15 protein-coding genes are annotated in these 16,802 nt (G+C 72.1%); 10 read left to right on the forward strand and 5 right to left on the reverse strand.

The genetic code is table 11. From position 1 onward, the window contains the following. The first annotated feature begins 25 nt into the window (after positions 1-25). Positions 26-586 (forward strand): hypothetical protein, encoded by a 561-nt coding sequence (locus tag VGN18_RS15655; RefSeq protein ID WP_327540638.1) that lies wholly within the window; start codon positions 26-28, stop codon positions 584-586. A gap of 113 nt (positions 587-699) precedes the next feature. Here the strand turns inward: VGN18_RS15655 and VGN18_RS15660 are convergent, their stop codons facing one another. Together VGN18_RS15660 and VGN18_RS15665 are read right to left on the reverse strand one after the other, a co-directional pair. Next, positions 700-1,107, reverse strand: coding sequence for a DUF302 domain-containing protein (locus tag VGN18_RS15660; protein WP_327540639.1), 408 nt, complete (start codon positions 1,105-1,107; stop codon positions 700-702). Positions 1,108-1,127: 20 nt separating this feature from the next. Further along, positions 1,128-3,335, reverse strand: coding sequence for an MMPL family transporter (locus VGN18_RS15665; RefSeq protein ID WP_327540640.1), 2,208 nt, complete (start codon positions 3,333-3,335; stop codon positions 1,128-1,130). Positions 3,336-3,449: 114 nt separating this feature from the next. Between VGN18_RS15665 and VGN18_RS15670 the strand changes: the two genes are divergently transcribed. From VGN18_RS15670 to VGN18_RS15680, 3 genes are all read left to right on the forward strand, one after another. Continuing rightward, positions 3,450-5,135 carry an aminotransferase class V-fold PLP-dependent enzyme gene (locus VGN18_RS15670; RefSeq protein WP_327540641.1) on the forward strand — a complete coding sequence of 562 codons (1,686 nt, stop codon included), beginning with the start codon at positions 3,450-3,452 and terminating at the stop codon, positions 5,133-5,135. 61 nt (positions 5,136-5,196) lie between these two features. Then, a complete protein-coding gene (locus tag VGN18_RS15675; protein ID WP_327540642.1) occupies positions 5,197-5,466 on the forward strand; it encodes a metal-sensitive transcriptional regulator in 270 nt (89 codons plus the stop codon). A 192-nt stretch (positions 5,467-5,658) separates the two neighbouring features. Next, positions 5,659-6,924 (forward strand): chloride channel protein, encoded by a 1,266-nt coding sequence (locus VGN18_RS15680; RefSeq protein ID WP_327540643.1) that lies wholly within the window; start codon positions 5,659-5,661, stop codon positions 6,922-6,924. On the opposite strand, the gene VGN18_RS15685 is transcribed toward VGN18_RS15680, so the two are convergent. Beyond that, the gene (locus VGN18_RS15685) at positions 6,830-8,539 is read right to left on the reverse strand and encodes a hypothetical protein (RefSeq protein ID WP_327540644.1); all 1,710 of its coding nucleotides are present in this window, start codon (positions 8,537-8,539) and stop codon (positions 6,830-6,832) included. The genes VGN18_RS15680 and VGN18_RS15685 overlap by 95 nt on opposite strands. A 59-nt stretch (positions 8,540-8,598) precedes the next feature. Here VGN18_RS15685 and VGN18_RS15690 point away from each other — a divergent pair, with 59 nt between their 5' ends. Beyond that, on the forward strand, positions 8,599-9,027 hold the full coding sequence (locus VGN18_RS15690) for a pyridoxamine 5'-phosphate oxidase family protein (protein WP_327540645.1): 429 nt from the start codon (positions 8,599-8,601) through the stop codon (positions 9,025-9,027). A gap of 15 nt (positions 9,028-9,042) precedes the next feature. Here VGN18_RS15690 and VGN18_RS15695 read toward each other — a convergent pair whose 3' ends face one another. Continuing rightward, on the reverse strand, positions 9,043-10,038 hold the full coding sequence (locus VGN18_RS15695) for an LLM class flavin-dependent oxidoreductase (RefSeq protein WP_327540646.1): 996 nt from the start codon (positions 10,036-10,038) through the stop codon (positions 9,043-9,045). 135 nt (positions 10,039-10,173) lie between these two features. On the opposite strand from VGN18_RS15695, the gene VGN18_RS15700 reads away from it, so the two are divergent. From VGN18_RS15700 to VGN18_RS15715, 4 genes are all read left to right on the forward strand, one after another. Next, positions 10,174-12,153, forward strand: a complete 1,980-nt coding sequence (locus VGN18_RS15700; protein ID WP_327540647.1) for an acetoacetate--CoA ligase — start codon at positions 10,174-10,176, stop codon at positions 12,151-12,153. Between the two features lie 7 nt (positions 12,154-12,160). Further along, a complete protein-coding gene (locus tag VGN18_RS15705; protein ID WP_327540648.1) occupies positions 12,161-12,868 on the forward strand; it encodes an LLM class flavin-dependent oxidoreductase in 708 nt (235 codons plus the stop codon). Between the two features lie 68 nt (positions 12,869-12,936). Further along, complete coding sequence (locus VGN18_RS15710) at positions 12,937-13,641, forward strand: response regulator transcription factor (RefSeq protein WP_327540649.1); 705 nt, start codon at positions 12,937-12,939, stop codon at positions 13,639-13,641. Further along, positions 13,641-15,263 carry an ATP-binding protein gene (locus VGN18_RS15715; protein ID WP_327540650.1) on the forward strand — a complete coding sequence of 541 codons (1,623 nt, stop codon included), beginning with the start codon at positions 13,641-13,643 and terminating at the stop codon, positions 15,261-15,263. The genes VGN18_RS15710 and VGN18_RS15715 overlap by 1 nt, the downstream gene beginning before the upstream one ends. Here the strand turns inward: VGN18_RS15715 and VGN18_RS15720 are convergent. Further along, the gene (locus VGN18_RS15720) at positions 15,260-15,871 is read right to left on the reverse strand and encodes a TetR/AcrR family transcriptional regulator (protein WP_327540651.1); all 612 of its coding nucleotides are present in this window, start codon (positions 15,869-15,871) and stop codon (positions 15,260-15,262) included. The two genes, VGN18_RS15715 and VGN18_RS15720, sit on opposite strands and share 4 nt — an antisense overlap. A 120-nt stretch (positions 15,872-15,991) precedes the next feature. Here VGN18_RS15720 and VGN18_RS15725 point away from each other — a divergent pair, with 120 nt between their 5' ends. Continuing rightward, positions 15,992-16,789, forward strand: a complete 798-nt coding sequence (locus VGN18_RS15725; protein WP_327540652.1) for an SDR family oxidoreductase — start codon at positions 15,992-15,994, stop codon at positions 16,787-16,789. Positions 16,790-16,802: the final 13 nt, after the last annotated feature.

Raw genomic sequence — 16,802 nt, forward strand, 5'->3', positions numbered from 1 at the left:
CCACCCCGCCACACAAGGAGAACCGATGCAACCGATCCCCACCCCCGAGGTCCTTGACCCGAACCGGGTCCTGGACAACGACCGGGGCGACTTCACCACCGATCACGAGGCCCGAGCCGCGTTGCTCGAGGACGCACTCCACAAGAGCTGCGACTACGCCCAGCAGCTCTGGGACACCGCCAACGCCATGCGGGCCTACCTGATGAACAGCCTGCCGCCGGACCCGCGCACACCCGGCCCGCATCCCACGACTGGCGCGTCGCCGACCGGCCCCGACGACAGCGAGGGCTGGGACAGGTGGACCGACGCGTTCGCGGCGGTCACCTCGATCCTCTGCGGCCCGCACGGCGACTCCGGCTACGGACTCGGCGAAGCCCGGCACGCCGCACAACTGCGCCGCACTGCACCCAACCTGAACCTCGCCGCCCACCTGTCGCAGACCCGCGAGCCCGATGCCGCCCACCGCCCCGCGCCATCGGGCGACCAGGTGCGCCGCCGGGCCGACTCCTCCGCGAGCCCGCGCCCGTTGCGTCTGCTCGCCGCCGGGGTCGTCGGCGTGCTCGCGCTCCGCGGGCTGCGCCGCTGACCATCACGGTTCCCGTACGGCCCGCGGCATCCTGCTGACCGCCGTCCTCGGTCGTCGCAGGGAGTGGGCATGGATCCGAGATCCGCCGTGGCGCTGCCGGGGGACGCCCTCCCTCACGCCGACACTTCGACCGCGAGGGTGCGCAGGGCCTCGGCGAGCTTCGTCCTGGCCTCGTCGGCGACGGCGCGGACGTCGGGGTGGTCAGTCAGCTTGACCATCACGGCGGGGTCCATCGCCTCGACCAGTGTGGTGCCGGCGTCGATGGAGCGGACGACTACGTTGCACGGCAGCAGCAAGCCGATGGAGGCCTCGGCGGTGATGGCGCGGTGGGCCAGTGGGGGGTTGCAGGCGCCGAGGATGAGGTAGGGCGCGAGGTCGACGTCGAGCTTGGTCTTCATGGTGGCGGCGACGTCGATCTCGGTCAGCACCCCGAAGCCCTGCTCGGCCAGGGCCGCGCGGGTGCGGGTCACGGCATCGTCGAAGTCGGTGGCCAGGGTGACGGCCATTCCGTAGTCGGACATCGATGTCTCCTTGATCGGTCTCAGTGGGCGAAGCGGACGTGGGGCAGGACGCGGTCGAGCCAGGCCGGCCGGTGCCAGGCCGCGTGACCGGTCAAGCGAAGCACGACCGGCAGCACGACCATGCGGATGCACAGGGCGTCGAGGAACACGGCCACGGCCAAAATGATGCCCATCTCCTTCGGGGCGAGCGGTCCGGAGAGCGCGAAGGTCAGGAACACGGCCACCATCACGCCGGCGGCGGCGACGACGACACGCCCCGAGGTGCGCAGCGCCATCCGCATCGCGTGCTGCGGGTCGCCGGTGAGGTCGTAGTGCTCGCGGGCGGCGGAGAGCAGGAACAGCGTGTAGTCCATCGCGACGCCGGAGAGCATGGCGCCGAAGAACAGCGGCCCCCAGGCATCGACGAACCCCTGCGGCTCGAAGTTGAGCAGCCCGGACAGGTGACCGTCCTGGAAGATCAGCTTGGCGACGCCGAACGCGGCGGCCATCGAGGCCAGGTTGGTGACGACGCCGACGAAGGCCACCAGGGGTGAGCCCAGCGCGACCAGCAGGAGCAGGAAGCCGAGCCCGATCAGCAGCCCGAACACCAGCGGCGTGCGGGACGAGAGGACCTTCTCCAGGTCGTGGTTCTCGGCCGCCGCACCACCCACGAGGGACCCGGCCGGCAACTCGTGGCGCAGCCGGTCGATGGTGGTGCCAGTGGCCGGAGCCGAGGCGTCGGTGGTCGGGATGGCGAGCGTCATCGCCAGATCCTTCGACTGCGACAGGCCGGCCGGCATCGCCGCCGCCACCCCCTTGTCCTGCGCGAGCACGGCCAGCACCTGCTTTCGCTCCGAGGCCGGCGAGACGATCGACAGCGTGCCCGGCGCGCCGGGGCCGAACGCGTGGACGACCTCGTTGTAACCCGCCCGAGCGCTCTGGCTCGGCGGGATGATCGCGATGCTCGGCATGCCCGTGCGCAGCGACAGGACCGGTAGTGAGAGCAGTCCGAGCACGACCACCACGAGACCGCCGGCCACCCACGGGCAGCGGTGCAGGAACGCGCCCCAGTGGTGCAGTATCCGCTCGAGCCCGACCATCGCCTGCGGATGGTGATGCGGCCGGGCTCGGTGGCGAGCGCGGCGGATCCGCACCTTGCCCGAGTCGATGCGGTGGCCGAGGCGGCCGAGCACGGCCGGCAGCAGGGTCAGCGTGGCGGCCAGCACGGCGACGACGGAGAGCATGATGCCCAGCGCCATGCTGCGGAACGCGGGACTCGGCACGAGCAGCACCGTCGACAGCGAGACGAGCACGGTCAGGCCGCTGAACGCGACCGCCTTGCCGGCGGTGCCCATCGTCTCGGCGATGGCCGCGATCGACGCGGCCTTCCGGTCGGGCTCGTCGGCCCGCCGGTGCAGCGCCGCCCGGAAACGGACCACGATGAACAGGGCGTAGTCGATGCCGAGCGCGAGCGCGAACATCATCGCGAAGTTCATCGCCCAGATGCTGACCGGCGCGATGTGGGTGGAGAGCACGAGCGCGCCGGCGGCGCTGACCAGGCCGACGAGGGTCAGCATGAGCGGGAGGCCGGCGGCGACGAGGCTGCCGAACGCCAGGACCAGGACCAGCATGGTGACCGGCCAGGACAGCACCTCGGACTTGATCATCGCCGCGTGGTTGACCTGGTTGAAGTTCGCCCACAGCGCGCTGGAGCCGGTCAGCTGTACGGACACGCCCGGGGTGGACAGCTTGCGCAACGGACCGACGAGCTCGTCCGCCGCGCGCACCATCGCGTTGGAGTCGCCCTTCGCCCCGGCCTGGACGATCGCGGTCCGGCCGTCCTTCGAGATGGACCTGCCCGGCTGCGGGGCGATCACCGTGCTCACCCGATGGTCGGCCCGCAACAGCGCGGTGGCCCGCGCGATGACCTGCTGCGCCGCGGGATCGGTCGCGATCGGCGCCTGCCTGTCGACGACCACGACCTGCAACGCCGTCGAGTTCAGGCCGGCGAACTGCTTCGCGATGACATTGCGCGCCTGCACCGACTGGCTGCCGCTGTCCTGCCAGCCCGCCCCGGCGAGGGCCGACTCGACCTGCGGGGCGAACGCGCCGAACACCCCGACGACCACCAGCCAGCCGAGCAGCACCACCCGCAGACGGGTGCCGGACCACGCCCCCAGGCGGGCGAGCAAACCCGGCGACGTGCCCAGGGCCGCGGGCGGTGCTTGACGGGATGCCGTCGTGGTCACAGAAGCTCCTTCGTGCTGATCCCGGGCTCGGGATGTGGATCGCCTGGCTCTCTTTGTACCATACCCCCTAAGGTATTGGCTGCCGCGCTGCGGAGCATCGCCTACGGTCACCTCATGCAAGACGCGGAGACTCCACTCCTGGCCCGCATCCGGGAGGCCGTCATCGGCGACGACCAGGTGATGCACGGGCCGTACGGACCGCGCCGGGTCACCTACGCCGACTACACCGCCTCCGGCCGCGCCCTCGGCTTCATCGAGGACTTCATCCGCGACGAGGTCGTGCCCCGCTACGCCAACACGCACACCGAGTCGAGCGGCACCGGACTGCAGACGACCCGGCTGCGCGAGGACGCCCGCGCGATCGTCCATGACGCCGTCGGCGCCGGGCCGGACGACGTCGTCCTCTTCACCGGGTCCGGCGCCACCGCCGCCATCGACAAGCTGATCGGCATCCTCGGCCTCCGCGTCCCGTCCGAGGCGGCCGACCGGTGGGGCGTCGCCTCGACGCTGCCGGCCGCGGCCCGCCCGGTCGTGTTCATCGGGCCGTTCGAGCACCACTCCAACGAGTTGCCGTGGCGCGAGTCGATCGCCGACGTCGTCGTGATCCCGCAGGACGCCGACGGCCACATCGACCTCGCCGTCCTCGAGGACGAACTCGACCGCCATGCCGACCGCCCGCTGCGCATCGGCTCGTTCTCGGCGGCGAGCAACGTGACCGGCGTGCTCAGCGACACCACGCGCATCGCCGAGTTGCTGCACGCCCACGACGCGCTGTCGTTCTGGGACTTCGCGGCCGCCGGCCCGTACCTCGACATCGCCGTGAGCGGGCCGGCCGGGCATCCGGACGCGTACCTGGACGCCGTCTTCCTCAGCCCGCACAAGTTCATCGGCGGGCCGGCCACCCCGGGCGTCCTGGTGATGCGCCGCGAACTCGCGCGCAACCGGGTGCCCGACGTCCCCGGCGGCGGCACCGTCCTGTACGTCAACCCGACCGAGCACCGCTACCTGGACGATCCGGTGCACCGCGAGGAGGGCGGGACGCCGGCCATCATCGACTCCATCCGCGCCGGCGTCGTCTTCCAGCTCAAGCAGGCGGTCGGGACGGACGTTATCCGCGCCTGCGAGGACCGCCTGCTGCGCACCGCGGTGACGGCCTGGAAGGACGAGCCGAACCTGGAGATCCTCGGCAACCTCGACGCCCCACGGCTGTCGATCGTGTCGTTCGTCGTGCGCGCGCCGAGCGGTCGCTACCTGCACCACAACTTCGTGGTCGCGCTGCTCAATGACCTGTTCGGCATCCAGTCGCGCGGTGGCTGCTCGTGCGCCGGGCCCTACGGGCACCAGCTGCTCGGGATCGACCTCGACCGGTCCCACGAGTTCGAGCGCGAGATCGGGCGGGGCTGCGAGGGCATCAAGCCGGGCTGGATCCGGGTCAACCTCAACTACTTCATCTCCGACACCGTGCTCGACTACCTCGTCGCCGCGGTGCAGATGGTCGCGCGCGACGGGTGGCGCCTGCTCACCGACTACCGCTTCGACCCGGCCGACGGGCTGTGGCGGCACCGCGAGGGCGTCGTCGAGCCGCCGCTGCGCCTGACCGACCTGCACTACGACCCCGACGGGAACCTGCGCTACCCCCGCCGCGTCGACCGCGCTCCGGAATCGGCCCTGGCGGGATACCTGGACGAGGCCCGGCGCCACTTCGAGGCGGCGGGCGCGGCACCGGACGAGACCCCGGCCCACCTGTCGCACGACTTCGACGAGCTCCGGTGGTTCGAGCTACCGGCGGCGTGTCTCTAGCCGGCCCGTTCGGTCCGCTCTCGCGCGTGATACCCCTGCGGGTATGAGTACACTCACGGTCATGGAGCTCGAAGCAGACGCCACCGGCGACCTCGTCAAGCGGCTTCGCCGCGTCGAGGGCCAGGTCGGCGGCATCATCCGCATGCTCGAGGACGGCCGCGAGTGCGCCGACATCGTCACCCAGCTGGCCGCCGCCAGCAAGGCGCTCGACCGGGCCGGTTTCAAGCTGCTGGCCAGCGGCATGCGCCAGTGCCTCACGGCCACCGCCGCCGGGGAGGCCGAACCGATGACCCCGGCCGAGATGGAGAAGCTCTTCCTCAGCCTCGCCTAGTCCGGCGCAGGAGTAGGGGTGCTCCCCGCAGTTTGTCTTACGGCGTATACGGAGCCGCCGTTTCCGTTTACGCCGTAATACAAACCGCAGGAGCACGGTGCCGCTCCGAGCGGTCCCCGCGCCGGCCGCCACTAGGGTCGGTCCGTGCTCGATCGCCCCGCTGATCCCCGGCCTGGCGGCCGGGTGATCGTCGTGGCTGCGGCCGTGGTCCTGACCGGCCTTGCCGCCGGCGTGGTCGGCACCGGCCTGACGCTCGTCCTGCACCTCGTGCAGCACGTCGCCTTCGGCTACACCGAGAACACCTTCCTCGTCGGCGTCGAACGGGCGAGCCCGGCCCGGCGCCTGGTGGCGCTGGCGGCGGGCGGCCTGCTGGTCGGAGCGGGGTGGTGGGGGCGGCGCCGGTGGGTCGACAACGAGGCGGTCTCGGTCACCCACGCGCTGCGCGAACCCCGACCGCGCCTGCCGGTCCTCGCGACGCTGTCCGACGCGCTGCTGCAGATCGTCGCCGTCGGTACCGGCGCGTCGATGGGCCGCGAGGGCGCACCGCGGCAGGGCGCGGCCGCGATCGCGGGCTGGATCGCCGAACGGCTGGCCGTCGACGCCCGCGCGCAGCGCCGACTCCTCGCCTGCGGCGCCGGAGCGGGGCTCGCCGCGGTCTACAACGTGCCGCTGGGCGGGGCCGCATTCACCCTCGAGGTACTGCTCGGCTCCCTGGCGCTCGCCGACGTCGCCGCGGCGATCGCCGCCAGCGCGCTCGCCACCGTGGTCGCCTGGCCGCTGCTCGGCGACCGGCCGACCTACCCGATCCCCACCGTGCACCTGGACGCGCCGGTGCTCGTGTGGTCGCTCCTGCTGGCGCCGATCGTCGGCGTGACCGGGGTGCTGTTCAGCCGGGTCATGACCCGGGCCCGCACGCACGCGCCGACCGGATGGCGGGCCTTTCCCGCGACCGTCGTCGTGTTCATTGCGCTCGGCGCCCTGGCGTCGGCCTACCCCGAACTGCTGGGCAACGGCAAGGGCATGACCGGGCTCGCGTTCGACGGCGTGCTGGGTCTCGGCACGGCCGGGGTGCTCGTCCTGCTCAAGCCCCTCGCGACCGCACTGTGCCTGGGCGGCGGCGCGATCGGTGGCCTGCTGACACCGGCCCTGGCCACCGGGGCCGCGGCCGGGATCTTCGTCGGCCGCCTGTGGTCGATGCTCTGGCCCGGCGCCGCGCCCGTCGAGTACGCGATGGTGGCCGCCGCCGCCCTGCTGGCCGTCACCATGCGAGCGCCGATCACGGCAGTGCTGCTCGTCCTCGAGTTCACCCACACGGGTACCGCGTTGCTCCTGCCGATGCTCGCGTGCGTCGCCGGCGCGACGGTCACCGCCCGCCGGGTCGAGCAGCGCAGAGCGTCACGTCCGCGACCTCTCGCGGCACGCAGCCGGTCAATGCCTGCGCGGCCGCCGTCGCCGTAGCGAGGTGCGCCACGAGGCGGGTGATCACGATGTAATCGGTACCGCTGGCCCGCACGCTCGGCCGGGCGGCGGCCAGCGCGGCGGCCGTGGGCATCACGCCGCGGCGGCCGGCGGCGTCGAGCAGCGTCGTGTAGGCCGGCTCGACACCGGCGTAGGACAGCTCGCCGTCGCGGTTGAAGACGCTGTAGCCGCCGATGATCCGGAACCGCAGGTGCGCCTTGGTCTGCCAGGCCATCACCCGGGCGGCGGCGTCGTCGTCGGGGTCGCCCCGGTACGGCATGACGTAGACGGTCGCCCCGGCCGGGATCGTCCCGACGGCCGAGGTGGTGAAGAAGCGTGGGGCGCGCACGGCCGAGATGTGGTCGTAGGGGCCGCGCGGCACGAGCGGCACGAAGGCCAGCGCAACAGCGGCGGTGCCGGCGACGAGGGCTCGGCCCTGCAGGCGCGCCAGCCAGCGGGCGAGGATCAGCGCGACGAGCAGCGTGGTGAGCAGGGAGAACCGCGGCGTGACCACCCCGCCGAGCAGCGGGATCTTGCGCACCAGCAGCCACGGCCCGCGCGATAGGGCCGCGCCGTTGTACTCGACCGTGCTTCCCGCGCTGAGCAGCACGACGGTGACGACGCTGCCGAGCCACCAGTACCCGAAGGGATCCTTCCTGATCATGTACCAGACGCACAGGCCGACGAGGAGCAGCACCAGGGGCCAGCCCAGGTAGCCGGTGTTCTCCATCGGGTCGGAGTGGAAGCGGTAGTTGGCCCGGATGTCGGCGTCGGAGGCGAAGAGCTGGATGACGCTCGGACGCACGATGGCGGCGAGGTCGGCGCGCTCCGGCTTGAAGCCGAGCCCGTGCGCGAACGCGCCCGCGCCGAGGAACTGGTAGCCGATCGGTCCGCCGGCGAGGACCGCCGCGACCGCGACCGCGACGCCGGAACCGACCGACAGGTCACGCAGCCGCGATCGCACCCCGTGCGGGTACAACACCGCCGACCAGCCGAGGGTGATCGCCGCGCCGATCGCGCACAGCACCACGATCTCCTCCGAGATCAGCAGCTGCAGCCCGAGCACGGCACCGAACCACAGGCCGGATCGGATCGGGGTCGCCGTCCGCTCGACGAGGAGCTGGTGGGCGAACAGCAGCAGCAGGGGCGGCAGCACGTCGAAGCTCAGGTTCAGGTGTCCGGCCTGGCCGGCGAAGAACGGTCCGAAGCCGTAGATCGTCGCCGCGACGGCCGGAGCCAGGGTCCGACCCGTGATGTGGCGCAGCACGAAGTAGCAGGTGCTCGCCGAGACCACCGGCGCCAGGAGCATCAGGATCCCGACGGTGGGGATCGGGCCGATCGTCGCCGTCAGGGGCAGGAACAGCAGGGACAGGACGAAGATCGGCGTGTTCCACATGACGTTGAACCCGTACGGCGCGTTCATGGCCTGCGAGAAGAGCGGGTTGTGCAGGTGGATCACCGACTGGTGGACCCACTCGAAGTACCAGGCGTAGAGGATGCCGTCCGGACCACCCGGAACCCCGCGGGTCGGATGGGCGAGGAAGCTGGAGAAGTAGCCCGCGGCGATGAGCGCGTACACCGCTGGAGGCACCAGGGTGGGCAGCCTGGACCTCACGGATCGCAGCCTAGGTCAACCGCGTCGCGCCACGGGCGCGGCGTGCCAGACTGCGGCCCATGAAGCTGCCCGAGGACGACGCCCGGGCCCGGCTGGCCGCCCAGGTGCACGGGGTGCTGTGCACCCTGCACCCGGAGCGGGGACCGGACCCGCAGCCGGTGGTGTATGCGGTGAGCGGCGACGGGCACGTCGGCGTGCCGATCGACAGCGTGAAGCCTAAGAGCTCGACCCGGCTCAAGCGCGAGGACAACCTCGAGGCCGACCCGCGCGGCACCCTGCTCATCGAGCACTGGGACGCCGACGACTGGTCACGCCTGTGGTGGGTGCGGGCGAGCCTGCGGCATGTGCCCGCGCCGCCGGTGTCCTTGACCGACGACCTGGCCGACCGGCTCGCCCGCACCGTGCCGCAATACGCCGACAAGCCCTTCTACCGGGTGCTCGTCTGCCGCATCGTCGGCGTCACAGGATGGTCGGCCGCCGGGGGTTAGCGCCGACCATCCGCATCAGCCGGCGTTGACCTTCGGCATGATCTCCTCGGTCAGGCGCTTGAGGTCGTCGAGCGTCTTCGACGTCGGCACGTCGCGGAACGGCGGCCAGAGCAGCGGCATGGTGAGACCGGCGTCCTTGTACCGCTTGAGCATGTCCTCGATCTGCTGGGCCGAGCCGGCCAGCAGGTTGCTGCCCTTGCCCGCCGGGGTCTGGTCGATCGGCTCGTCGGTGATGACGAACCAGATCATGCTGCACATGTCGAAGTTGTCGGGGAAGCCCTTGCCGAGCTCGTTGAGCTCGCGCTCCATCTCGCCCTTCCACCGCTTGATGTCCTCGGGGGAGTCCTGGATGCCGATCCAGCCCTGCAGGCCGTACTTCGCGATGCGCTTGGCCGACCGCGTCGCGTCCTTCAGGCCGGAGAAGTAGATCGGTGGCCCGGGCTGCTGGAGCGGCTTGTGCCCGAAGCCGCAGCGCTCGAAGTCGGCGAACTCGCCGTGGTACTCGAAGAGGTCGTTGCGCTCGTCCCAGATGCCCTGCATGATCTCGATCGTCTCGCGCACGTGGCCGTGCCGGCGCGGGAACAGGTGCGAGACGCTGGCGGCCGCGAACTCCTCGGGCATCCATCCGGAGCCGACGCCGACGTTGAGCCGGCCGTTGCAGAGGTGGTCCTGGGTGGCGAGTTCGGCGGCGAGCACCCCGGGCGAGCGGTAGGGCGTATCGATGATGCTCATACCGATACGGACCTTCTCCGTCTTCGCCGCCAGCCAGGGGATCAGCGTCATGCCCTGGAACCACTTGCCCCGCGCGATGACCGGCATGATCTTCGGGAAGTCGGTCATCATGCCGAACGGGAACTGCAGCTCCTCGCGGTCCGAGGCCTCGGGCACCACGATGCGGTCGAGCGTCCAGACCGAGTCGAAGTCGAGGTCCTCCGCGAGCGCGGTGAGATCCTCCAGTTCCTTGACGGTCACCTCGTCGCGGAAGTTCGGCAGGTAGAGAGCGAGCTTCATGGGGAAGGCCTCCTCGGATCAGTGGAGGCCAGCGTTCTCCGACCCGCTCAACACGCGCTGGCCCGAACATCAACGCTCGCTCAACGGGACCGGCGACCGCTGCCCTTCGCCCGCGGCCGCCTCTACGGTCGAGCCATGTCCAGCCCGCCCGCCGAACCGCTCTGGCGCCCGACCGCCGCCCGCATCGAGCAGTCGGCGCTGCGCGGGTACCTGGACCGGCTCGAGCAGCGCGAGGGGCGGCCGTTCCCCGACCACGACGCGCTGTGGGCGTGGTCGGTCGAGGAGCTCGACCGGTTCTGGATCTCGATCGTCGACCACTACGGGATCGAGTTCTCCACGCCGTGGACGCAGGTGCGCACCGCCGACCCGATGCCGCACACGCGCTGGTTCACGGGGGCCCGGCTGAACTGGGCGCAGAACGCGCTGCGCCGCGGCGCCGACGGCGCGACCGCGCTGGTGTGCGTGCAGGAGGGCGGCGGGCCGGCGCGCGAGATCACCCGCGGCGAGCTGCGGCAGTCGGTGGCCGCCGCGGCGGCGTGGCTGCGCGGCGCCGGGGTGCGGCCGGGCGACCGGGTCGCGGCCTACCTGCCCAACACCGAGCACGCGGTGATCGGCTGCCTGGCCACCGCCGCGGTGGGCGCGGTCTGGGCGTGCTGCTCCCCCGACTTCGGCGCCGACGGCACCATCGGGCGGCTCGCGCAGCTGGAGCCCACCGTGCTCGTCGCCGCCGACGGCTACCACTGGAACGGCAAGGACGTCGACCGCAGCGACATCGTCGCCCAGCTGCGCGAGCACCTGCCGACGGTGCGGGAGTTCGTCCACGTCGCCTACGTGTTCGGCGACCGTCCGGACCCCGAGGGCTCGACCTCGTGGGACGACGTGACCTCGGGCGACCCGCCGCTGAGCTTCGAACCGGTCGAGTTCTCACACCCGCTGTGGGTGCTGTTCACGTCCGGCACGACCGGGCTGCCGAAGGGGCTCGTGCACAGCCAGGGCGGCATCACCCTCGAAGGCACGAAGTGGTCGGGCCTGTACTGCGGGCTGCGCGAGGGCGAGCGCATGTTCACCTTCACCTCCACCGGTTGGGCGCTGTGGAACATGCAGCTGGGCGCGCTGACCCAGGGCGCGAGCATCGTGCTGTACGAGGGCAGCCCGGGCCACCCGAAAGGTGCGGTCTGGGAGGTCGCGGCGCGCACCGGCGCCGACGTGATGCTGCTGGGCGCGGCCGTCATCACCGCCTCCGCGAACGCCGGGGTGTCACCGCACGACGAGCACGATCTGAGCCGGCTGCGCCACCTCATGGTCAGCGGCTCGGCGCTGCCGCCGGACGGCTATCACTGGGTACTGGAGCACATCAGCCCGGACCTGCGGATCGACTCGACCAGCGGCGGCACCGACATCTCCGGCGCGTTCGTCGGCTCCAACGAGTACGCCCCGGTGCGGGCAGGTCGCATCGGCGGGCGGCTCGCCGGCGTCGACTGCGCGGCCTGGGACGACGACGGCCGGCCGGTCGTCGACACCGTCGGCGACCTCGTCGTCACCCAGCCCATGCCGTCGATGCCGGTGGGGCTGTGGAACGACCCGGACTGGGCGCGTTACACCGACTCCTACTTCGACACCTGGCCCGGCGTGTGGCGCCACGGCGACTGGGTGACGCTGCACGCCGACGGCAGCGTCTCGATGCACGGCCGCTCCGACTCGACCCTCAACCGGCAGGGCGTGCGGCTGGGCAGCAGCGACTTCTACGACGTGCTCGAGACGATGCCCGAGATCGTCGAGTCGCTCGTGATCGGTGTCGAGCAGGGCGACGACGGCTACTGGCTCGGGCTGTTCGTCGTTCCCGCCTCCGGGCACGCGCTCGACGACACCCTCAAGCAGAAGATCGTCTCGACGCTGCGCACCCGGCTGACGCCCCGGCACGTCCCCGACGAGATCCTCGAAGCCCCCGCGGTGCCACACACCTTGAGCGGCAAGAAGCTCGAGGTGCCGATCAAGAAGCTGCTGCGTGGGACGCCGCTGGCGAAAGCGGCCAACATCGCCTCGGTCGACGACCCCGACGCGCTGCGCTGGTACGAGCGGTTCGCGACCGAACGCCGCGCCGCGACGGGCGGGTAGGCCCGACGTGCGGCTCGGGGCGACCCTCACCCATCTCGCCGACGCACCGCCCTATCCGGTCGCGCAGTGGGCGGCGCGGCTGGCCGCCGCCGGCTTCGAGAGCCTGTGGACGCCGCACATCGTCGGGCGCGGGCCGCTGGTGCCCGACCCGTTCGTGACGCTCGCCGTGGCGGCCACCGCGATCGAGGGCGTCGAGCTGGGCACCGCCACCGTTCAGGTGCCGCTGTTCCACCCGGCCGAGCTCGCCCACCGGATCCTGTCGCTGATCGCCGTGTGCGGCGACCGGCTGACCCTCGGCGTGAGCCCCGGCTCGACCGCGACCGACTACGCCACGCTGGACCGCGACTTCGCCACCCGCTTCGCGACCCTGCACGGCAACGTCACGACGCTGCGCGGGTTGCTCGGCGACCCTCCGGCGTTCCTGCTCGGCTCGTGGGGCGCCAACGTCGAGCGGGCCGCCCGCGACTACGACGGTTGGCTGGCCTCCGGGTTCCGCCGCACGCCCGCCGAGATCGTCGCCGCCCTCGAGCGCTTCCGGGCCGCCGGCGGGGGGCGGGCGATCGTGTGCGCGGTGCCGGTGAACGGCCGCGCCGATCTCGGCCCGACCCGCGACGTGCTGCGGCGTTACGCCGACGCCGGATTCGACGACGCCGTCGTCGTCATCGGTCCCGGCGGTCCGGAGCCGGAGGAGGTCCGGGCGCTGTTCCCGGGCTGACGGTGCTGCTCGCTTCCCACAGACGCGACCGGTACGGTCGCAGCCACCCGAGGTCGGTAGGAGCGCGGATGACAGCGAGCGCAACACCGGAGGTCCGGCCGTCGCTGCTCGTCGTCGACGACGACAGCCGGGTGCGCACCGTCGTGTGCTGGCAGCTCGAGGCCGACGGCTACAGCGTGCACGAGGCGGCCGACGGCAACGCGGCGTGGCAGTGCCTCGAGGAGCGGCGCTTCGACCTCGTCGTGCTCGACCTGTCGCTGCCCGGCCTGTCCGGACTCGACCTGCTGCGCCGGCTGCGCGATTGCGGTGACCGCACCCCGGTCGTCGTGCTGTCCGGCCGCAGCGGCGAGGGCGACCGGATCGTCGGGTTGGACCTCGGCGCGGACGACTACCTCGTGAAGCCCTTCTCCCCCGGCGAACTGGCCGCCCGGGTGCGGTCGGTGCTGCGCCGCAGCAGCGGGTCACCGGTCGCCGCGCCGTCGGCGGCGACCGAGCCCGGCTCGAACCTGCACATCGATCCCTGGACGCGCGAGGTCGCGCTCGACGGATCGCCGGTGCCGCTGACCGCCCGCGAGTTCGACCTGCTCGCCTTCCTCGCCGCACACCCGCGCCGGGTGTTCACCCGGGCCCAGCTGCTCGAACAGGTCTGGTCGAGCTCGAAACGCTGGCAGAGCGAGGCGACGGTCACCGAGCACGTGCACCGGTTGCGGCACAAGCTCGGCTCGCGCCACCTCGTCACCGTCCGCGGCGTCGGCTACCGGCTGGAGCCCTAGTGACGACCGTCGCCGGCGATCTGGACCACGCCGACTCGGTCGCGCTCCTCACCCGGCAGACCGAGATCCTCGAGCAGATCGCGACCGGCGTCGAGCTCACCGGCGTGCTCACCGCCATCGCGTCGGCGCTGGAGGACCTCGTCCCGGACTGCTCGTGCTCGGTGCTGCTGCTCGACCGGGACGCCGCGACCCTGCGCCACGGCGCCGCCCCGTCGCTGCCGGCCGAGTACTCCGCGAGCATCGACGGGATGGGCATCGGCGCCGACGCCGGATCGTGCGGGACTGCGGCGTACACCGGGGCGCCGGTCGTCGCGGCCGACCTGCGCGACGACTGGCGGTGGGAGCGCTACCGCGACCTCGCCGACCGGTTCGGCCTGCGGGCCTGCTGGTCGACACCGATCCGCGGTCGCGACGGCATCTGCGGCACCTTCGCCGTCTACCACCGCAGCCCGCACCGGCCCACGCCGCGCGAGGAGCACCTGGTCGAGCGGCTGACCCATCTCGCCTCGATCGCCATCGACCACGACGGCCTGCTCGGCGCGCTGGCCGAGAGCGAGGAGCGCTTCCGCCGCGCGTTCGAGGACAACGCGGTCGGCATGGCGCTCGCGACCCTCGACGGCGCGATCACCCGGGTCAACCACGCGATGCGCGCGCTGCTCGGACGCGCCGAGCCCGAGCTCGTCGGCACCCGGCTCGACGCGCTGTTCCCGCCGGTGCGCGAGCGCGTCGTCCACGACGAGCACGAGGAGTACGAGGCGACGGCCCGGACGGCGGGTGGCCGCATCCTCGACCTGGTGGTGGCGGTGTCCCCGATCCGCGACACCGAGGGCGCGCCGCGGGCGCTCTCAGTGAACGTCCTCGATGTCACCGGCCGTCGCGCCGCCGAGCGGGAGCGCCGCCGGCGGGCACAGGCCGAGCTGGCCCGAGCCGCCGCCGAGGCCGCCAACCGGGCCAAGACCGACTTCGTCTCGGCCCTGGGCCACGAGCTGCGCACCCCGCTGCAGGCCATCACCGGGTTCACCGAACTGCTCGGCACGCTGGAGCTCGACGCCGGCCGTCGCGCCGCCGCCCTGACCCACATCTCGGCCGCGGCCGGGCACATCCTCACCATGGTCAACGAGGTGCTCGACGTCGCCCGGATCGAGGCGCGGGCGCTGCCGCTCACGCTCGTCGACGTCGAGCTCGAACCGGTGGTGGCCGGGGTGCTCGCCATGGTGCAGCCCCTGGCCGCGGCCGAGCGGGTGACCCTGCACCCGGCGGCGGCCCGTCCCGTCCGCGTGCGGGCCGACGAGCGGCGGGTCACCCAGGTGCTGCTGAACCTGGTGACGAACGCGATCCGCTACAACCGGGCCGACGGTGGCACGGTGCGCGTCGACTGGGAGGTCGACGGCGACGAGGTGCGCATCGACGTGCGCGACTCGGGTCCCGGCATCCCGACCGAGCACCTCGGCCGCCTGTTCACCCCGTTCGACCGGCTCGGTCGTGACTCCGAGGAGGGCGTCGGGCTCGGGCTGCCGCTCGCCCGCGGGCTCACCGAGGCGATGGGCGGCACCCTCGACGTGCACAGCCAGGTCGGCGCCGGCACCACGGTGACGGTCGCGCTCCCCCTCTCGGGCTCCTAACCGATCAGCATGGGTAACAGCTGCTCGGCCCGCTGTCGGAGCTGCTCACCGGCCTCGGCCGCACCGGTGAGGTGCGCCAGCAACGCCTTCTCGAACAGCCCGTCCAGCAGGGCGTAGGCCGTCGCGGAGTCGAGGGACGGTGAGCACCCGGCCAGCTCCGCGTAGCGGGACAGCACGCGCCAGATCATCTGCTCGAGCGCGCGGTCGATGTCGACGACGTCGGCCCGGAGGTCGGCCTCGAACATGCTCTGCGTGCGCAGGTCGTACCAGAGCCGGTGCATCGCGGACTCGGCCAGCAGCGTCTCGGCCAGCTTCGCCGCGAATGACGCGCGGAGGTCGTCCGCGGTTGCCGCCTCGGCGACGATCGCGTCGTAGCGGGTGACGCACTGCGCCTTGTAGTGGCGCACGCAGAAGGTGATCAGCTCGATCTTGCTGGCGAAGTAGTAGTGCACGACGCCGTGCGTGAACTCGGAGTTCTGCGCGATCTCGCGCAGGCTGGTGCGGGCGTAGCCGAGTTCACCGAGCGTGGTCAGCGCCGATTCGGCGAGCTGCGTACGGCGCTCGTCGTACCTCTCCTCGCGCGTCCGGCGCGCGGTCGTCGTGGCCACGCCGCGAGTCTAAGGGCAGTCGGAGCATCTTCTTGACAGTTGACCGGAGAATGTCTTGACAGTCGTCCAGAGATCCGACCAAGGTGGTGCCCATCACACCCCCGACCCTCTGGAGCCGCAATGTCCGTCTTCGAACTCAGCGGCCGCAAGGCCCTCGTCACCGGTGGCGCCCAGGGCCTCGGGGAGGGCATGGCCAAGGCGCTGGCCGGCGCGGGCGCGTCGGTCGTGATCACCGACCTGCAGAAGGACGCCGGCCAGGCGGTGGCCGCCGCGCTGCCGGGCGACGGGCACGGGTTCGTCGCGCTCGACGTCACCGACGAGGCCAACTGGGAGAGCGCCGTCGCCGACGCCTGCGCCCAACTCGGCGGGCTCGACATCCTGGTGAACAACGCCGGCGTCGAGATCACCAGCCTGATCACCGAGGTCGAGGTCGACGACATCCGCACGATGCTCGAGGTCAACATCCTCGGCACCACCCTCGGGCTCAAGCACGGGCTCCGCGCGATGCGGCCGGGCGGCCCGGGCGGTCAGGGCGGCGCGATCATCAACGTGGCCTCGGTGGCGGCGACCATCGCGTTCCCGGGCATCTCGGTCTACTCCGCGACCAAGTCGGCGGTCGACCGGCTGACCCGGGTGGCGGCGATGGAATCGGGCAAGCTCGGTTACGGCGTCCGCGTGAACTGCATCTACCCCGGGCTCGTCCCCACGGCGATGGGTGCCGGCCTCGCCAACGACGTCGCCGCGCTCGGGCTGTTCCCCTCGGCCGAGGCCGCGGTCGGCGCGGTCGTCGAGCTCACCCCGTCGGGACGCCTCGGCACGGTCGAGGACATGGCCGTCGCCGTCGTCTTCCTGGCCTCCGACGCCGCTCGCTTCGTCACCGGTATCGGTCTGCCGGTCGACGGCGGGATGGGCATGTGACGCCGGTCCTCCC

This window comes from Jatrophihabitans sp. (genome assembly GCF_036000465.1).
In the GTDB taxonomy this organism is placed as follows: domain Bacteria; phylum Actinomycetota; class Actinomycetes; order Mycobacteriales; family Jatrophihabitantaceae; genus Jatrophihabitans.

Excerpts from the sequence above, each read along its gene's own strand:
- VGN18_RS15655 (WP_327540638.1), top strand. The coding sequence starts at position 26 with ATGCAACCGATCCCCACCCCCGAGGTCCTTGACCCGAACCGGGTCCTG.
- VGN18_RS15660 (WP_327540639.1), bottom strand. The coding sequence starts at position 1,107 with ATGTCCGACTACGGAATGGCCGTCACCCTGGCCACCGACTTCGACGAT.
- VGN18_RS15670 (WP_327540641.1), top strand. The coding sequence starts at position 3,450 with ATGCAAGACGCGGAGACTCCACTCCTGGCCCGCATCCGGGAGGCCGTC.
- VGN18_RS15675 (WP_327540642.1), top strand. The coding sequence starts at position 5,197 with ATGGAGCTCGAAGCAGACGCCACCGGCGACCTCGTCAAGCGGCTTCGC.
- VGN18_RS15690 (WP_327540645.1), top strand. The coding sequence starts at position 8,599 with ATGAAGCTGCCCGAGGACGACGCCCGGGCCCGGCTGGCCGCCCAGGTG.
- VGN18_RS15695 (WP_327540646.1), bottom strand. The coding sequence starts at position 10,038 with ATGAAGCTCGCTCTCTACCTGCCGAACTTCCGCGACGAGGTGACCGTC.
- VGN18_RS15700 (WP_327540647.1), top strand. The coding sequence starts at position 10,174 with ATGTCCAGCCCGCCCGCCGAACCGCTCTGGCGCCCGACCGCCGCCCGC.
- VGN18_RS15710 (WP_327540649.1), top strand. The coding sequence starts at position 12,937 with ATGACAGCGAGCGCAACACCGGAGGTCCGGCCGTCGCTGCTCGTCGTC.
- VGN18_RS15725 (WP_327540652.1), top strand. The coding sequence starts at position 15,992 with ATGTCCGTCTTCGAACTCAGCGGCCGCAAGGCCCTCGTCACCGGTGGC.